Here is a 13721-nt window from a genome sequence, read left to right on the forward strand (position 1 = left end):
GATCGGTTTGGCCGGTAAAGGTAATCGTTCGGAACGAAAAAAGGTTGCGGACGAACGCCGCAACCTTCTGACAGGCAGCATCGGTCATGCTACAACTTCTGGACCTTCCGGGAAACGGTTTTACCATGATGCTGCAACAGCAGGATGTAAGTGCCCGTCTGCAGGCGGGCGCCGTTCACCGGGTACGTGTGTCTGCCTTGCTGGAGCATGCCGTCCACCATCACGTCCACCGTTCTGCCCTGCATGTCTACAAGCGCCAGGCGCGTTCTGCCGGGTTTCGGAAGGGTGAACGTTACGTTGGACGAAAGCTGGAAAGGATTGGGATAATGGCTCAGTTCCGGGGTTTCGATCTTCGCTTCCTCCGGCAGTTTTACCGCAGATATCGCCTGCAGGCCGCTACCGGTGAGGATGTCGACCTCCGTATAACTGTTCCAGGCATTCACGCTGTTGCCATGCCCCAGGATCCGTACGTATTTCGCGGATTGGGGCGCGATGGAAAAGGTTTCTGCGTTCAGGGAAGTGCCGCTGCTGCTGAGGTTGGCTGCGGCGGTAGTCCACAGCGCGCCGTCTTGCGACAACTGGATATCAAAGGAAGAACTTCTCACATTCCCGTTATAAAATGCGATCGCCACGCCGGATACGGTTTGCGGCGACCCGAGGCAGAACTGGATCCATTGCCCGTAGCCACTGGCCGACCAGCGGGTGTTCAGGTCGTTGTCGAGCACGTTCGCCGGCACATTGCCATCGTCTCCGCTCGCGGAAACGGGCAGGCACGCGGGTTCCGTAGCCACGTTCACTTTCACTTCCGTATAACTGTTCCAGGCATTCACGCTGTTGCCATGCCCGAGGATGCGCACGTATTTGGCGGTTTGCGCCGTGATGGGGAACGATTCCAGCTGGAGCGATGTGCCGCTGCTGGAAACATTGGTCGCCGCATTCGTCCAGCTGGTGCCGTTTTGCGACAGCTGGATGTCGAAGCTGGAAGCGCGCACATTCCCGTTATAAAACGCGATCTGCACGCCGGTCACCGTTTGTGCCGTATTCAGGCAGAACTGGATCCATTGCCCGTCTCCACTGGCCGACCAGCGGGTATTCAGGTCGTTGTCCAGCACGTTCGCCGCCACGTTCCCGTCGTCTCCGCTGGCCACTACCGGCACGCAGGAAGGCGCGGCATTCACGGTGATATTGACGGCCGGAGTCGTCGTAGCCGCGTTGTCGTTATCGGTCGCTTTGGCGGTGATGGCATAACTGCCCGCCGCCACATTGCTCCAGGTGATGCTGTAGGGGGAGGAAGCATCTTCGCCGATTTTGGTAGCGCCCTGGAAGAATTCCACTTTGGAAACGGTGCCGTCGCTGTCCGCCGCGTTCGCGGTAACCGTGATGCTGGCCGGTGCCGTGAATGTGGCGTTGGCGGCGGGCGATGTGAGGCTCACTGTTGGCGGGGCATTGCTGCCCACGTCGCTGGGACAAAGGTCGGTCGTGCTTTTGGCGACGCAAATGTCTGCAAGGTAAATGGTTTCGTCGCGGAGGTAGGAGGGGCTGGTAAGGCTGCGGTAAAATCCGAATTTCGGGGCTCCGTATCCTGCGCCATCTTCCCACATGTCGATGTTATTGTTGGTGTAAGACAGCAGGGTAACACCGTCGCTGAGGCGTTTGATGATGAATTGCAGCGTCCCGGCGTCGTCATGTTTTATCTTAACGTACGCTTCCACCCATACGCCGAGAAAAAGACTGAGATCGGCGCTGGCTTTTACGCCACCGCTCCCCGGGTGGCCGATTTCCATTTTGTTATCGTACCGGGGTGTGAGGTGAAGGATGGGAGCGCCGCTGCCATGGCCATTCCCATACGCTTTGAGCTGCATGATGTGGGTGAAGTTGGGGGATGCCTGGAAGTTGGCGTCCAGCTTGAATTTCCAGCGGTAATGGGAGGTGGAGCCCTGCGTGCCCTGTTGCTGTGTGCCATTGCCGCGCAGCTCGATCCGCTGGCGGTCGGTGGCGCCGCAACGGTCGTCGTCGAGGTCGCGGTGAAGGGTAAACGCGAACACGTATTTGCCGAGCGCCGCGTCCATGACTTCCGCGATGTGGCGGACGGCATGCCCGCAGTCGGGCGATTCCACGTTGTAACCTTTGGACTCCAGTAGTTCATACGTGTTGCCGGGTCCGTCGGCCACGGCGGTAGATTGGGCGTTGGCGGACATGGACCCGAAGAAAAGGGCAAAGGATAGCAGCCAGGCCGGCCTGCTGCGCGATAAGTAATTGTGGTTCATGGTGCGTAGGGTTTGAGCTTTGGTTAAACAATGATTTTCATACACGTGGAATATGGGGCGGAATTGGCGGAAAATAGGAGTGCGGGCGGATTACAGTCGACCGAAACTCGATAATTTCATAACCGGGAATTTTTTGTTTTGATGAATTTAACTATATTTATGCAAACGATTGCACGAATTAACAAGAAAGTGGAAAATTATCGGAGAAGAAAGCCCGGAATATAATAAGGACACGTTATGAACAGCTAAGCCGTTTCCGCGAAGCGTATTCCCATTGTTTACATCTGAAATGCAGGGCATGAAACATGCTCCTGGCACTGTATTGCCTTTGCATTTAATAACCCGACAATATAAACCCGTATGAAAACACATCTAACCAAACTCTATGCGCTGGCCGCCTGGTTTTGCCTGTTCACCACCGCGGCGTCGGCCCAAACCCCGGTTTCCCAGAATGGCCAGTTGCAGGTCATCGGCCTCAAGCTTTGTAATCAATATGGCAACCCCATCCAGCTGCGGGGCATGAGCACCCATGGCATCCAATGGTACGGATGGGGGAGCTGCCTCACCGAAGCATCGCTCGACGCGCTGGCGTACGACTGGGGTGCCGACGTGCTGCGGATTTCGCTGTACGTGCAGGAAGACGGCTACGAGACGGATCCCGCGGGCTTCACGGCGCAGGTGAACCGCCTTATCGAAGAAGCCACCGAGCGCGGGATGTACGCGCTGGTAGACTGGCACCAGCTCACCCCCGGCGATCCGAACTACAACCTGTCGAGAGCCAAAACCTTTTTCACGGCCATCGCCAACCAGCACAAAAACAAAAACAACATCATCTATGACGTCTGCAACGAACCGAACAACGTCAGCTGGGGACAGATCAAAACCTATGCAGACCAGATCATCCCCGTGATCCGCGCTATCGACGGGGATGCGGTCATACTCGTGGGCACGCATGCATGGGCTTCGATGGGTATTTCCGACGGGCGCTCGGCGCAAGACATCGTCAGCAATCCCCTGAGCTTCTCCAACATCATGTACACCTTCCATTTCTACGCCAACGATCACGGAACGGAATACCTCAACGAGCTCGACTGGGCATCCGACCGCCTGCCCGTTTTCGTAACGGAATTCGGCTCGCAGCTGGCCTCGGGCGACGGCCCCAACGATTTCACGATGACGCAGCAGTACATCGATCTCATGCGCAACAAAAAGATCAGCTGGTGTAACTGGAACTATTCAGACGATGCGCGCAGCGGTGCGGTATGGATTAGCGGCACCTGCTCCGCCGGCCCCTGGACCACCGCGCGCCTGAAACCCGCCGGCGCATGGATCCGCCAGCGCATGCTGAGCCCGGCAGACGATTTCCCCACCGGCCCCACGAACCCCACTTGCCAGCCCGTTTCCGCCAGCGCAGACGATGGCAACGTACCGGCCAATGTGCTCGACGGTAACCTGGCCACGCGCTGGTCTGCCAACGGCAATCCCCAATGGATACAGTTCTGCCTGGCCGATACCGTAACCGTTAACGGCGTGAAGATCGCTTTCTATAACGGCAATACCCGCACATCGAACTTCGACGTGCAGACGTCGCTGAACGGCAGCACCTGGACCAACGCGATCACTAACCGCAACAGCAGCGGCACCAGCACCGCCCTGGAAACGTTTGCCTTCGCCGCGCAATCCGCTAAATATGTGCGGATCGTAGGCCATGGCAACAGCGTGAACGCGTGGAACAGTTATACGGAAGTGCAGATCATGCAGCAAACGAACGTTCCGCCCACCGTGAGCCTCACCGCTCCCGCCAACGGCGCCACTTTCACGGCACCGGCCAGCATCACGGTTTCCGCAAACGCCGCGGATAGCGACGGCTCCATTTCCAAAGTGGAATTCTTCCAGGGCGCCACCAAGATCGGGGAATCGCTTACGGCGCCCTACAGCATCACCTGGAGCAACGTGGCCGCCGGCAGTTACGCCATCACCGCGAAAGCGACCGACAACGGCAATGCTTCCACCACATCGGCCGGGGTCAATATCACGGTGGGCGCCGCGCCCGCCTGCTTACCGGTAAGCGCCAGTACAGACGACGGCAATGTTCCGGCGAATGTGCTCGACAATGATCTGAGCACCCGCTGGTCGGCCAGCGGCAACCCGCAATGGATACAGTTTTGCCTGAGCACGGTGCAAACCGTTTCCGCAGTGCAGATCGCGTTTTATAACGGGAACCTGCGCACGTCGAATTTCGATATCCAACTGTCGCAAAACGGCAGCAGCTGGACGAACGCCGCCACCAATCTCACCAGCAGCGGCACTTCTACCCAGCTGGAAACCTTCTCCATCGCGCCGCAGTCCGCCAAATACGTGCGCATCGTGGGGCATGGCAACAGCGTGAATGCCTGGAACAGTTATACGGAAGTGAAGATCGTGACCGGCAGCGGGCTTCAGTCCGTCGCAGCGGCCAAACTGCCGGAAGCGGAAGCAGCGGAGGGACCGGAGCTCATCGCTTCGCCCAACCCTTTCACGTCGCGGCTGAACGTTCAGTTCGTGCTGTGTAAAGCGGGACAGGTGCGGCTGATACTTTTCGATATGAACGGGAAACCGGTCACGGTGTTGCAGGAAGGACAGCTCCCGGCCGGGAAGCACAGCGTTTCACATGCATGCGGAGAACTGGCGCCGGCTACGTACATCCTGCAATTGCAGGCCGGTGGCAGATCGCTGTCGAAGAAAGTGCAGAAATTCTGATCATTTTTCCTGACCTATACGATCGGGGAGCAGGCCGCAGGGTTTGCTCCCTTTTTATTTCAGACCTATGCCCCGAACTGGCGCAGGTGATGGTCGGCATGCTTGTAAGCGAAAATGCCGATCTGTTCCTCGGTCATCTTGCCGAAGAAGTCGTGGATAAAGGAAGGATTGGAAAAATGCCCGTATGCCTGAACGCCCTCGATCCAGCGTAGTTTCTGTTTTTCGACGTCGCCCTGGTCTTTGACGGTGAACCTTTTGCCGGTGGGGGTATTTTTGGGCAGGGGCTTTTCGTTCCGGGTGTTGCTTTTCAGCGCCCATCTGCCGAAGATTTTTCCGAGAAAATCCTGGCGGTACACTTCGGGCTGCGTGCCCTGTACCCATTCGTCCCAGATCGTGCAATGTCTGGCCATCTGGTATACGTTCATCTTTCCCCAGTTCCGGCGGCTGTTTGCGCTGATAGAGCGGATGCGCCCGATGAGCTCGTTGCGGGTGGAGGGATCAAATACGGTTTTCATGGTTGAAATTGTTGATGGGTTGCAGGGAGAAGTAGTTGCCGGAATCGTCTTTGAAGAAGGCTTCCGTGCCGTAGAACTCTTTGGTGGGCGGCTTGATGAATTCCACACCTTTCGCTTTAAGCTCTTCGTAAGTGGCGTAAATATCGGAGCAGGTGAGCACGCCGCAGCCGAAAACGCCCTGTTTGATGAGTGAAATCAACGTTTCGGCGGTTTCTTTCGGGAACATCTTGCTCACTTTGACGGGGAACAGGACGATCTGGAGGTCGGGCTGCTCGGGCGGCGAAACGGTCAGCCAGCGGGAATCCGGGCCCATGGGGATATCGTCCACTACTTTGAACCCGAGCTTGTTCACGTAGAAATCGTAGGCGCTGTCCTGGTTCAGCACATGAATGTTGGTAATGGTCATTTTGGTGATCATGTCAGTTTGTTTTTTGATGATGAAACAAAGTTCCGGAACGGGCGGGAGATACTATTCTTCAAAATTGCTATTCTCGTGCAGCCCGAGGCGATGGGCATAACAGCCGGGAATGAAGGAAAGCGGCGTGGCGCGGATTTGTTCCCTCACGGATTTGTGCCGCAGCAGGAAGGCCGACGGGGTTTCGCCGGTCAGTTTTTTGAAGAGGCCGCTGAACGACGTCAGGCTTTGGAAACCCACGGAGAAGCAGGCTTCGGCAACGGATCTGTTATGACGGAGCAATAGCTGCGCCGCATCGATCCGGGTGGCTTGCAGGTATTGATGGGGCGTTTTCCCGTAAATGGATTTGAACAGGCGGATGAAGTGGAACTTCGAAAAGTAAGCCTCGTCTGAAATATTGTCCAGATCGATCTCTTCCGCATAATTGGCGTCTATGTACAGTTTCGCCTGAACGATCCGCCGGTAGAGGTACACCTTCGGATATTCTTCCGCCTGGGCAGGCGATCGGGCGATATGCGGCATTTGCTTCGTTTCCATCCACTGCCAAATTACGGAAAGGCCATTACTGCGGCGGGTGGGGGATGTGACGGATGAAGGGGGGATTTATGCCTTAAAGCGGATGCCGTATTTGGCAGGTTTTCGAAAAAGATGCATATTGAGGCGTCACCGGCCATGCTGCCCCATCCGAATATTGCCAAACGGCCACCGCCCCAGCGCCGTATCTTCTACTATGTAAACGAATTTTAACATGACGATCGAACAAATCTTCAAAGACAAGACCATCAAGGCCAAAGCTAAAGTGGCCACCATCGGCCAATGGCTCGTAGCCGGTGAATTGCCGCTGGACGAACTGCTCGCCTTCGCCGAACACCAAAAGGCGGCCGGCAAAGCCACCTGCATCGAATCGGTGGAATATGCCACCAAAACCGCGCCCGGCATTGCCGATGAAACCCTGCTGGCCTTCGTGACCAAATCCCTGAAAGACGAAGAGCCCCGCGTGAAATGGGAAAGCGCCAAAGTCATCGCCAACATCGCCAAACAGTTCCCTGCGCAACTGGCCCCATCTATCAAACTTCTCCTGGCGAACGCGGAAAACGATGGCACGGTAGTACGCTGGGCCACCGCCACCGCGCTGGCCGAAATCCTCAAACTGAAAACGGAAGCCAACGCCAAACTGCTGCCGGCCGTGGAAAAACTCTGCGATAAGGAAACAGACAACGGCGTGAAGAAAAAGTACCAGGACGGTATCAAAAAAGCGAAGAAGTAAGCCGGTCAGGCCATACTGCGGACGAACGCGTCGAGGTCTTCGTCTTTCCCCAATCCCAGTTTTTGTTTGATGCGGTACTTGCTCATGCGGATGCTTTTCGGCTCAATGCCCATGATGCTGGCCATTTCTTTCGTGTTCCGTTTGAGGAAGATGCAGGCGCAGTATTTCAGGTCGAGGTCGGTGAGTTTATCGCCGGCCTTTTGCTGGAGGCGCTGGTAAAAACCGGGATGCACGTCTTTGATATCGGTCTTCAACTCTTCAAAATCGTTATCCAGCCGCGTTTGCTGGTGTAAGAGCCGGTTGAGTTCCGTGCGCTTGATGTCGGGACTGCGATGGTCTTCCAGCTTTTCTTTCAGGAGCTGGAGCATTTTATTCTTTTGTTCCACCTGCAGCGCGCCGGCCATTACTTCCTTCTGCAGGATTTCGTTCTGCGCCAGAATGATGGTCTGTTCGGTTTGCAGGCGGGCGGCTTCTTCGGCTTTGAGTTTCGCCTGTTCTTTCTGCAGCTGCGCGTTCAGTTCGGCGTTCCGTTTCCCGGTTTCGAGGGTACGGTTTTCTTCCGCTTTCAATTTTGCGAGGAGGCGGGCTTCTTCTTTTTCCAGTTCCAGCAGCTGGCTGCGTTGGAGGGAATACCGCAGCCGGAAATGATAGGAGCGGAACATGAACAGTAAACCCGCCAGCAGTGCGGTTGCGATGGCGATGTACAGATATTTCTGCCGCCGGTGGAAGGTTTCGCTTTCCCGGAGGAACCTGATCTCCTGTTCCTTTTCCCTGGCGAGATATTGGGCTTCGAGTTTTTTGCCGGCGCTGCTTTGTTCGGCGTCGTAGACGCTTTTATAGTCGGCCAGGTAAAGTTTATGGTACTGCAACGCTTTGGCAAAATCGTTCCTGCGTTCGGCGAGGCCGGAAAGGTCGTGGTAGATGCTGGAGCGGATGTAATAGTCGGGCATGGGGTCTCCCGCAAAAAGCGACAGCGCCTGGATAAGATAGGTTTCCGCGAGCTGGAAATTGCCGCTGCGTTTGGCGTCTTCATTCATCAATCCGTAAGCCGAGGCCTGGAGGCGTTTGTCTTTGTCTTTCGTAGCGTAATTGAACGCCAGCATGGCGTATTTGCGGAGGGAGTCCGTCGTTTGTGCGGACGCGGGGTAATGGCGGTTGTACGAATCGGCGAGATTGATGCAGGGAATGGTGATGAGTTGCACCATGCGCATGTAGGGCTCGTTTTGCAGGTACACGGCCACGGCGCGGCGGAATGCGTTCATGGTGGAATCGAGGAGTGACGGGTCTTTCGCGCCGGATTTCAAGTATTTGTCATGCGTCGCCGAACCGATGGCCTGCCAGGATTCGCAGATGTTGTTGGGATCGCGGCTCTGGAGCGCGGCTTCGAGCGACAAATGTGCGTAATGGCCTTCTTTTTCAATGTCTTCCCAGGTGGAGAAGATCGTATAAATGGCGTAATAGATGGATGCCTGCAGCGCCGGGTCATTTCCCTTTTTTACGAACTCCAGCGCCTTCAGGAAGGCGGCCAACGCTTCCTTTTCGTGGTTGTCCATATTGAGGTCGCGGCCTTTGTTGTACCAGGCCCAGGCTTTGGTGCGGACGTCGGTGGTTCGGCCGGCGAAGTAGAGGCTGCTGTCGGCATCGCGGACATTCTGGGGAACGTCGCGCAGTTTAAGGTAAATGCTGGCCCGGGCAACATAGGCGTACACCTTGTACCGGGCGTCGCTTTCGGCGGAGGCGAGCGTCAACGCGCGGGCCGCCAGGCGAAAAGCTTCCGTAGTGTCGTAATAGCGGACGGTATGGGCCAGCAGGCTCAGCGGAACGATCTTGTCGCGGCCGGCGGCGTCTTTACTGTCCACGATCGTATAGAGGCTGTCGGTATAGCGGTTTTGCGCGGCGAGGGGTAAAGCCCGCAGCAATACGACCGTCAGCAATATCAGGAAAAAGCGCATGTGCATTCGGATATGGATTTACAGGGAAGTGTCCCAGTTCAGCGGAATGCTTTTCAGCAGCTGCCGGTGCAGTTCACCATCGTTGGAAGCGAGATAAACGCACAGCGGCGCGCCTTTGTCGTTGGTAGGCACCAGCGCGATGGCGGTGTTGTTTTGCAGGAAGAAACGGTAGTATTGATGGGTGATGCCCTTCACTTCCGTCCAATCGTTTTCCAGTTGGAGCAGGGTGGCTTCGGTGAGGCCTTCCGCGAACGCCAGGTGTGCCAATCCGCCCATACCGGCCTGCACGTATGCCATCGACCAGAGGAAATGTTCCATCGTATCCGCGTCCAGCAGCCATTCTTCGCGGTCCGCATCGTAGCTGCCATATACGGCGGGGTCGGGCTTGCCGAAATCTTCATGATCGATCCCCCAGATCACCACGTCCTGGTTTTCGGTGTAAAACACGAGCATGCCGCTGTCTGACAGGTACAGCTTTTCCGGCGGCAGCAGCCGGTTGAAGGCGGTGTTCAGGGCTTCGAAGCGGCCCATTGTGCGGTAATAATCCCGCAACACGGCGGGTAACCGGCAGCCGAGGCGGGCTTCCGCAGTGGCGATTTCGGCTTCTTCATATCCCTGCGGCTGGTCGGGGAGGGAGAAGAGTTGCCGGAGGAGGGGTTTATAAGTCATGCTGTTTCAGTACGAGTTTATATTCGCGTTTGAAGCTTTTGGGATTGAGGTCCTGGAACCCGAACTGCCCCGGTTTTTCTACGAGCGTGCCGAGCAGTGCCATCGCCTGGTCCTGGGTTAAATCTTTCGGGTAGAATATCCCGTCGAACGTGATATTGTCGAGCCGTGCTTCGAAACTGTATTTGAATTCGTCGTCGCCGCCGTAGGTAAGGGCGATTTTGCCCGTCCAGTGCAGGTGGAAAGTGTTGCCGGTTTGCCGGTCGATGCGGATGTGGTGGTCGGCGACGGAATCGTGCCCCAGCAAATAGATGCCGAAGTTCAGATCGTCGTACTCCCAGTCGTCCGGCAGCGGGAAGGTGTCTGCCGCGAGCTGCAGCGTTTCCCATCCCCCGAAATCGAATTTTTCCCCCGCCGCGGCCACCCGGATGCCGGCATTACCGTGTGCGGTGGACGACAACGTGCAGCTGTGATAATTCCCCCAAACAGATTTGGATTGCCAGTCGGGCACTGTATCGTCCTCCTCTTCCTCACTTTCGTCTTCCGCGTAATAATCTTCCGTTTCCAGGTGAAAATGAAAGAACAACCCCGCTTCAGGGTCCATTTTGGCGCTCCAGCTGAACTTTTTCACGGCATGACCGCCGGGGTACGGGTTATCTTTAAAATAAATCCGGTTTTCCATAGCTGCATATTATTAATAAAAGTCACAGTAATAATTCCAATCGCCGGTTTTTGGATGTTTGGCGAGGAAAACCGTGCCGCTGTCTACAATATTGATATTGGCTTTCTCGTCGGTGGCGATCTGCATCACGAACTCGAAACCTTTGCCCATGCTGACGCCGGGTTGGCAAAAAGACGGGAAACCGCCCAGTTTGTGCCCGTAATGGTTCGGGAAATCGTGGTGGTAGCCGGAAATGATCCCTTTGTCTTCCAGTGCAATAATGGTATCGCTATCGCCGGACGCCAATCCGCCGCCGTCCCAAACGGGACAATCCTGCGCAATGAAGTTGGTTTTAAGCGGGAAAGGCAGGCCTTCCACGCAAAGCTGGAAAAGGGGGAACATGGGTTGGGCGGACCTGTCGAGGGGAATGTCTTCGTTTTCCCGGTACAGGAATACCCGCGATACCCAGCTTTCCGTGAGCGCCTGCGTGGGCCTGAACCCGCCGGTGCTCATCCAGGTGGCCGGGCGGCTGATATGTCCTTTTAATTGTTCCTTGTCCATGCGAAACGAAATTAACGAATTAAGCAAGCCGGTCGTCTACAGGGCAAATATAAAGTGCTGTGGCTCAGTTTGGAAAGTTGTAGACACTTTGTAGACGCTTCCGGTTGGGGGATGTAGACGCTTTGTAAGCGCCGTTTATTTGGAACGGTGCGGATGCGGGCGCAACTTTGCCAGACCGGAACTCCGGCCTTTCATCATCCTCAAAACACCCGGCCCCTGGGGCCGGTAACACCTCAAACATCACTTATATGGACAAAAAAACACAATCCATCGTAGCCTACATCACCATCATTGGCTGGATCGTTGCGCTGCTGCAGTACAACAACGGAAAAGACGCCGCCGTGCGCTTTCACCTGAAACAATCGCTGGGCGTCATGATCCTTGGCCTGGCGCTGGCAGTGGCGGTCACCGTATTGACCGCGATCGTCCCGGTGCTGGGGTACTTGGCGTATGCGAACATTTTGGTGCTCATCCTCTGGATTTTGGGCATCATCAACGCCGCCAACGGCGCGCAGAAACCATTGCCGCTCGTAGGCGGGCTCGCGGAAGCAAAATTGAATTTCTTCTGATGGCGTATTCCGCCGTGCACCTCGACCCGCTGTTTACCGCCGGTAACGGTGAAAAACTCGCGCAGTTCCGCGAAGCGGGATGTTTGCCGGCCACTGTAACGTCGGACGAAGCCCTCATCCGGCACGTTCTCCAGCTGCTGAGCTCCCTCCATCCCGTGCTGGCAGCGGTGCTGGACGCGGAACTGCTGGCCGGGAACCGCGTGCAGACGGTCTTCAGCTGGCCCGGAGGCCCCTTCTGCGTAAGCCTGCTCCGGCCTTTTAAAAAACGGTACAAAGGGGCGATGCTGGAACGGAGCCTGGGGAAAGACCCGCACTACGGCCCGGCAAGCCCCGCTATCGAACAATATTCCTCACCCCTGGCGCCAGGGCAGTTCCTGGCGGCAGATAAAAAATGATATGCACATGAGCGATAATATTTTTTATACCAATGGAGACAGTCCTGTTATGCTCCAGGCCATCGCCAAAGCACAGGAAACTTTTAAATACTGCTGGCGCGAACTTAGCTGGGAAGCCCGCCGCATCGTGCCCGCGCTAGACCTCGCCTACGTCAAGATCGCTTTCGTACAGCCTTCCGGCGTTCCCGGGAAGCCGAAAGTCGAATACATGTGGGTGGCCGACATCGGATTCGACGGCGACCTGATTTACGGAACGCTCATCAACTCGCCCGGCATCGTCAATAATGTGGCGAAGGGCGATGCGGTCGAAGCACCGCTCAACCGGCTGTGCGACTGGCTTTTCGCCAGCAACGATACGCCGTACGGCGGTTTCAGCATCCAGGTGCTGCGCAGTGAAATGGACGAAGAAGAGCGGGATGCCCACGATGAAGCCTGGGGGCTCGACTTCGCTGAGCCGGACACGGTTTATGTGGTGCGCGACGAGGAAACGGACCCCGCGGCGCAGGAGGAACATCCCATGAGCATCAACATGAAAGACAGCCTGCGCGACTTCCTGCAGAAAAATCCTGAGGAGGCCGGCAGGGCCGACGAAGACGGGTTTACCATGCTGCACCGCGAAGCCATCGCCGGCAACCGCAGCACGGTGGAAGCATTGCTGCAGGCGGGCGCCGACAGGTCTGCCCAAACCCGTTCCGGTAAAACGGCGCTGGATTTCGCGCGGCAACTCAACTGGCAACACCTCCTTCCGCTTTTACAACCCGCCTGATCGATAACAGGCCGCATAAACCATCCTGCAATGGAAAATATCCTGCTGCATCCAGATCCGGCTACGGTATTCGCCGACCCCGCCATGGCCATGTATTTCAAGCCGCTGCTGACCGTGTTGGGCGAAACACCCGTTCACCTGCTGACCCGCGAGGGCCTGATCGTTAAAAATGAGCCCGATTACCGGTTTGCTGAAAATTATTGTTTCGGGTTTGGGATGGAAGCCGGGAAGTACCGCTTATTAGTTCCGTCAAAATGAAAAACATGTTCAAACCGCAACAAATAGCCCAGCAATTTGGATTTGCCTGGCCGCCGGATTTTGAGCGCCTCTACAACGAGGGCATGCTGGATTGGGGGGCCCTGGGGCCGGACTGGGGCCGCGACGTATACCCGGAACTCCGGAAAAACCCGCCACTATTGCTTTTTGCCAATGATTTCGAGCTGATGCGCATGGAGGATATCCAAAGCCAGTTGGAAGAATTCAGGGATCCCGATTACTGGATGGGGATCCGGGAAGATTTTCCGTTCGTTCCTTTTGCGGGAAACGGCGCAGGCGATTGGTTTTGTTTTTTGGCGGAAGGGGCCGAAATATGCGTCGTATTGCTCCGGCACGATGCCGGCTATGCAACTTACAAGGCCCGTAATCTCAGGGATTTTATTTTCCGTTGCATGCTGGAAGCTGTTGCCGATGTGGAAGATGCGCAATTCGGTCTGCTGTCGGAAACGGGATTCCGGGAAGATCTTACGCATTTCCTACGCACGCACCAACCCTGGCTCAGCGAAAATCAATACCGCACGTTGTCGGAAGTTTACGGTCGGGATGGAGCGGAAAAACCGTTGATCACCCGCGGTGAACTGGCGTCCATTTTACAGCGGGAGATAGGGTGGGAGCGGCTGGACGAAGATTTTGCATATAGCGAATGACGCACATCCGTATCCTCCAAAATAA

The 13721-nt window shown here is 56.1% G+C and carries 15 protein-coding genes; 7 read left to right on the plus strand and 8 right to left on the minus strand.

Features of this window, described 5'->3' with window-relative positions; translation table 11 throughout:
- Positions 1-89: 89 nt before the first annotated feature.
- On the minus strand, positions 90-2267 hold the full coding sequence (locus tag ACQKLP_RS08460) for a discoidin domain-containing protein (protein ID WP_427321900.1): 2178 nt from the start codon (positions 2265-2267) through the stop codon (positions 90-92).
- Positions 2268-2627: 360 nt separating this feature from the next.
- Here ACQKLP_RS08460 and ACQKLP_RS08465 point away from each other — a divergent pair, with 360 nt between their 5' ends.
- Entirely contained in the window at positions 2628-5006 is a 2379-nt protein-coding gene (locus tag ACQKLP_RS08465) for a cellulase family glycosylhydrolase (protein WP_427321902.1), read from the plus strand.
- 65 nt (positions 5007-5071) lie between these two features.
- Here ACQKLP_RS08465 and ACQKLP_RS08470 read toward each other — a convergent pair whose 3' ends face one another.
- Genes ACQKLP_RS08470 through ACQKLP_RS08480 form a run of 3 tightly spaced genes read right to left on the minus strand, consistent with a single transcriptional unit; the run spans position 5072 to position 6473 of the window.
- The gene (locus tag ACQKLP_RS08470; protein ID WP_427321904.1) at positions 5072-5521 is read right to left on the minus strand and encodes a DUF1569 domain-containing protein; all 450 of its coding nucleotides are present in this window, start codon (positions 5519-5521) and stop codon (positions 5072-5074) included.
- The gene (locus ACQKLP_RS08475; protein ID WP_427321906.1) at positions 5505-5939 is read right to left on the minus strand and encodes a VOC family protein; all 435 of its coding nucleotides are present in this window, start codon (positions 5937-5939) and stop codon (positions 5505-5507) included. Before ACQKLP_RS08475 ends, ACQKLP_RS08470 begins: the two co-directional genes overlap by 17 nt.
- A gap of 51 nt (positions 5940-5990) precedes the next feature.
- A complete protein-coding gene (locus ACQKLP_RS08480) occupies positions 5991-6473 on the minus strand; it encodes an AraC family transcriptional regulator (RefSeq protein ID WP_427321908.1) in 483 nt (160 codons plus the stop codon).
- 211 nt (positions 6474-6684) lie between these two features.
- Here ACQKLP_RS08480 and ACQKLP_RS08485 point away from each other — a divergent pair, with 211 nt between their 5' ends.
- Positions 6685-7203, plus strand: coding sequence for a HEAT repeat domain-containing protein (locus ACQKLP_RS08485; RefSeq protein ID WP_427321910.1), 519 nt, complete (start codon positions 6685-6687; stop codon positions 7201-7203).
- A gap of 5 nt (positions 7204-7208) precedes the next feature.
- Here ACQKLP_RS08485 and ACQKLP_RS08490 read toward each other — a convergent pair whose 3' ends face one another.
- The 4 genes from ACQKLP_RS08490 to ACQKLP_RS08505 are packed head-to-tail and all read right to left on the minus strand — an operon-like array spanning position 7209 to position 11043.
- Entirely contained in the window at positions 7209-9155 is a 1947-nt protein-coding gene (locus ACQKLP_RS08490; protein ID WP_427321912.1) for a tetratricopeptide repeat protein, read from the minus strand.
- An 18-nt stretch (positions 9156-9173) separates the two neighbouring features.
- A complete protein-coding gene (locus tag ACQKLP_RS08495) occupies positions 9174-9824 on the minus strand; it encodes an SMI1/KNR4 family protein (RefSeq protein ID WP_427321914.1) in 651 nt (216 codons plus the stop codon).
- Positions 9814-10503 carry a hypothetical protein gene (locus ACQKLP_RS08500; protein WP_427321916.1) on the minus strand — a complete coding sequence of 230 codons (690 nt, stop codon included), beginning with the start codon at positions 10501-10503 and terminating at the stop codon, positions 9814-9816. Before ACQKLP_RS08500 ends, ACQKLP_RS08495 begins: the two co-directional genes overlap by 11 nt.
- Positions 10504-10515: 12 nt before the next feature.
- Positions 10516-11043: a hypothetical protein gene (locus ACQKLP_RS08505; RefSeq protein WP_427321918.1), complete on the minus strand. Its 528-nt coding sequence runs from the start codon at positions 11041-11043 to the stop codon at positions 10516-10518.
- A gap of 248 nt (positions 11044-11291) precedes the next feature.
- Between ACQKLP_RS08505 and ACQKLP_RS08510 the strand changes: the two genes are divergently transcribed.
- From ACQKLP_RS08510 to ACQKLP_RS08530, 5 genes are read left to right on the plus strand one after another with little or no spacing between them, the layout of a single operon-like run.
- Positions 11292-11612 carry a DUF4870 domain-containing protein gene (locus tag ACQKLP_RS08510; RefSeq protein WP_427321920.1) on the plus strand — a complete coding sequence of 107 codons (321 nt, stop codon included), beginning with the start codon at positions 11292-11294 and terminating at the stop codon, positions 11610-11612.
- On the plus strand, positions 11612-12007 hold the full coding sequence (locus ACQKLP_RS08515) for a hypothetical protein (protein WP_427321922.1): 396 nt from the start codon (positions 11612-11614) through the stop codon (positions 12005-12007). The genes ACQKLP_RS08510 and ACQKLP_RS08515 overlap by 1 nt, the downstream gene beginning before the upstream one ends.
- 7 nt (positions 12008-12014) lie before the next feature.
- Positions 12015-12773, plus strand: coding sequence for a DUF2314 domain-containing protein (locus ACQKLP_RS08520; RefSeq protein ID WP_427321924.1), 759 nt, complete (start codon positions 12015-12017; stop codon positions 12771-12773).
- 30 nt (positions 12774-12803) lie between these two features.
- Entirely contained in the window at positions 12804-13031 is a 228-nt protein-coding gene (locus tag ACQKLP_RS08525) for a hypothetical protein (protein ID WP_427321926.1), read from the plus strand.
- A gap of 5 nt (positions 13032-13036) precedes the next feature.
- A complete protein-coding gene (locus ACQKLP_RS08530; RefSeq protein WP_427321928.1) occupies positions 13037-13696 on the plus strand; it encodes an SMI1/KNR4 family protein in 660 nt (219 codons plus the stop codon).
- Positions 13697-13721: the final 25 nt, after the last annotated feature.

Source organism: Chitinophaga sp. NPDC101104, from assembly GCF_050277495.1.
GTDB lineage: Bacteria > Bacteroidota > Bacteroidia > Chitinophagales > Chitinophagaceae > Chitinophaga.

Coding starts and splice junctions, on each gene's coding strand:
- ACQKLP_RS08460 (WP_427321900.1), bottom strand. CDS start 2,267: ATGAACCACAATTACTTATCGCGCAGCAGGCCGGCCTGGCTGCTATCC.
- ACQKLP_RS08465 (WP_427321902.1), top strand. CDS start 2,628: ATGAAAACACATCTAACCAAACTCTATGCGCTGGCCGCCTGGTTTTGC.
- ACQKLP_RS08470 (WP_427321904.1), bottom strand. CDS start 5,521: ATGAAAACCGTATTTGATCCCTCCACCCGCAACGAGCTCATCGGGCGC.
- ACQKLP_RS08475 (WP_427321906.1), bottom strand. CDS start 5,939: ATGATCACCAAAATGACCATTACCAACATTCATGTGCTGAACCAGGAC.
- ACQKLP_RS08480 (WP_427321908.1), bottom strand. CDS start 6,473: ATGGAAACGAAGCAAATGCCGCATATCGCCCGATCGCCTGCCCAGGCG.
- ACQKLP_RS08485 (WP_427321910.1), top strand. CDS start 6,685: ATGACGATCGAACAAATCTTCAAAGACAAGACCATCAAGGCCAAAGCT.
- ACQKLP_RS08490 (WP_427321912.1), bottom strand. CDS start 9,155: ATGCGCTTTTTCCTGATATTGCTGACGGTCGTATTGCTGCGGGCTTTA.
- ACQKLP_RS08495 (WP_427321914.1), bottom strand. CDS start 9,824: ATGACTTATAAACCCCTCCTCCGGCAACTCTTCTCCCTCCCCGACCAG.
- ACQKLP_RS08500 (WP_427321916.1), bottom strand. CDS start 10,503: ATGGAAAACCGGATTTATTTTAAAGATAACCCGTACCCCGGCGGTCAT.
- ACQKLP_RS08505 (WP_427321918.1), bottom strand. CDS start 11,043: ATGGACAAGGAACAATTAAAAGGACATATCAGCCGCCCGGCCACCTGG.
- ACQKLP_RS08510 (WP_427321920.1), top strand. CDS start 11,292: ATGGACAAAAAAACACAATCCATCGTAGCCTACATCACCATCATTGGC.
- ACQKLP_RS08515 (WP_427321922.1), top strand. CDS start 11,612: ATGGCGTATTCCGCCGTGCACCTCGACCCGCTGTTTACCGCCGGTAAC.
- ACQKLP_RS08520 (WP_427321924.1), top strand. CDS start 12,015: ATGAGCGATAATATTTTTTATACCAATGGAGACAGTCCTGTTATGCTC.
- ACQKLP_RS08525 (WP_427321926.1), top strand. CDS start 12,804: ATGGAAAATATCCTGCTGCATCCAGATCCGGCTACGGTATTCGCCGAC.
- ACQKLP_RS08530 (WP_427321928.1), top strand. CDS start 13,037: ATGTTCAAACCGCAACAAATAGCCCAGCAATTTGGATTTGCCTGGCCG.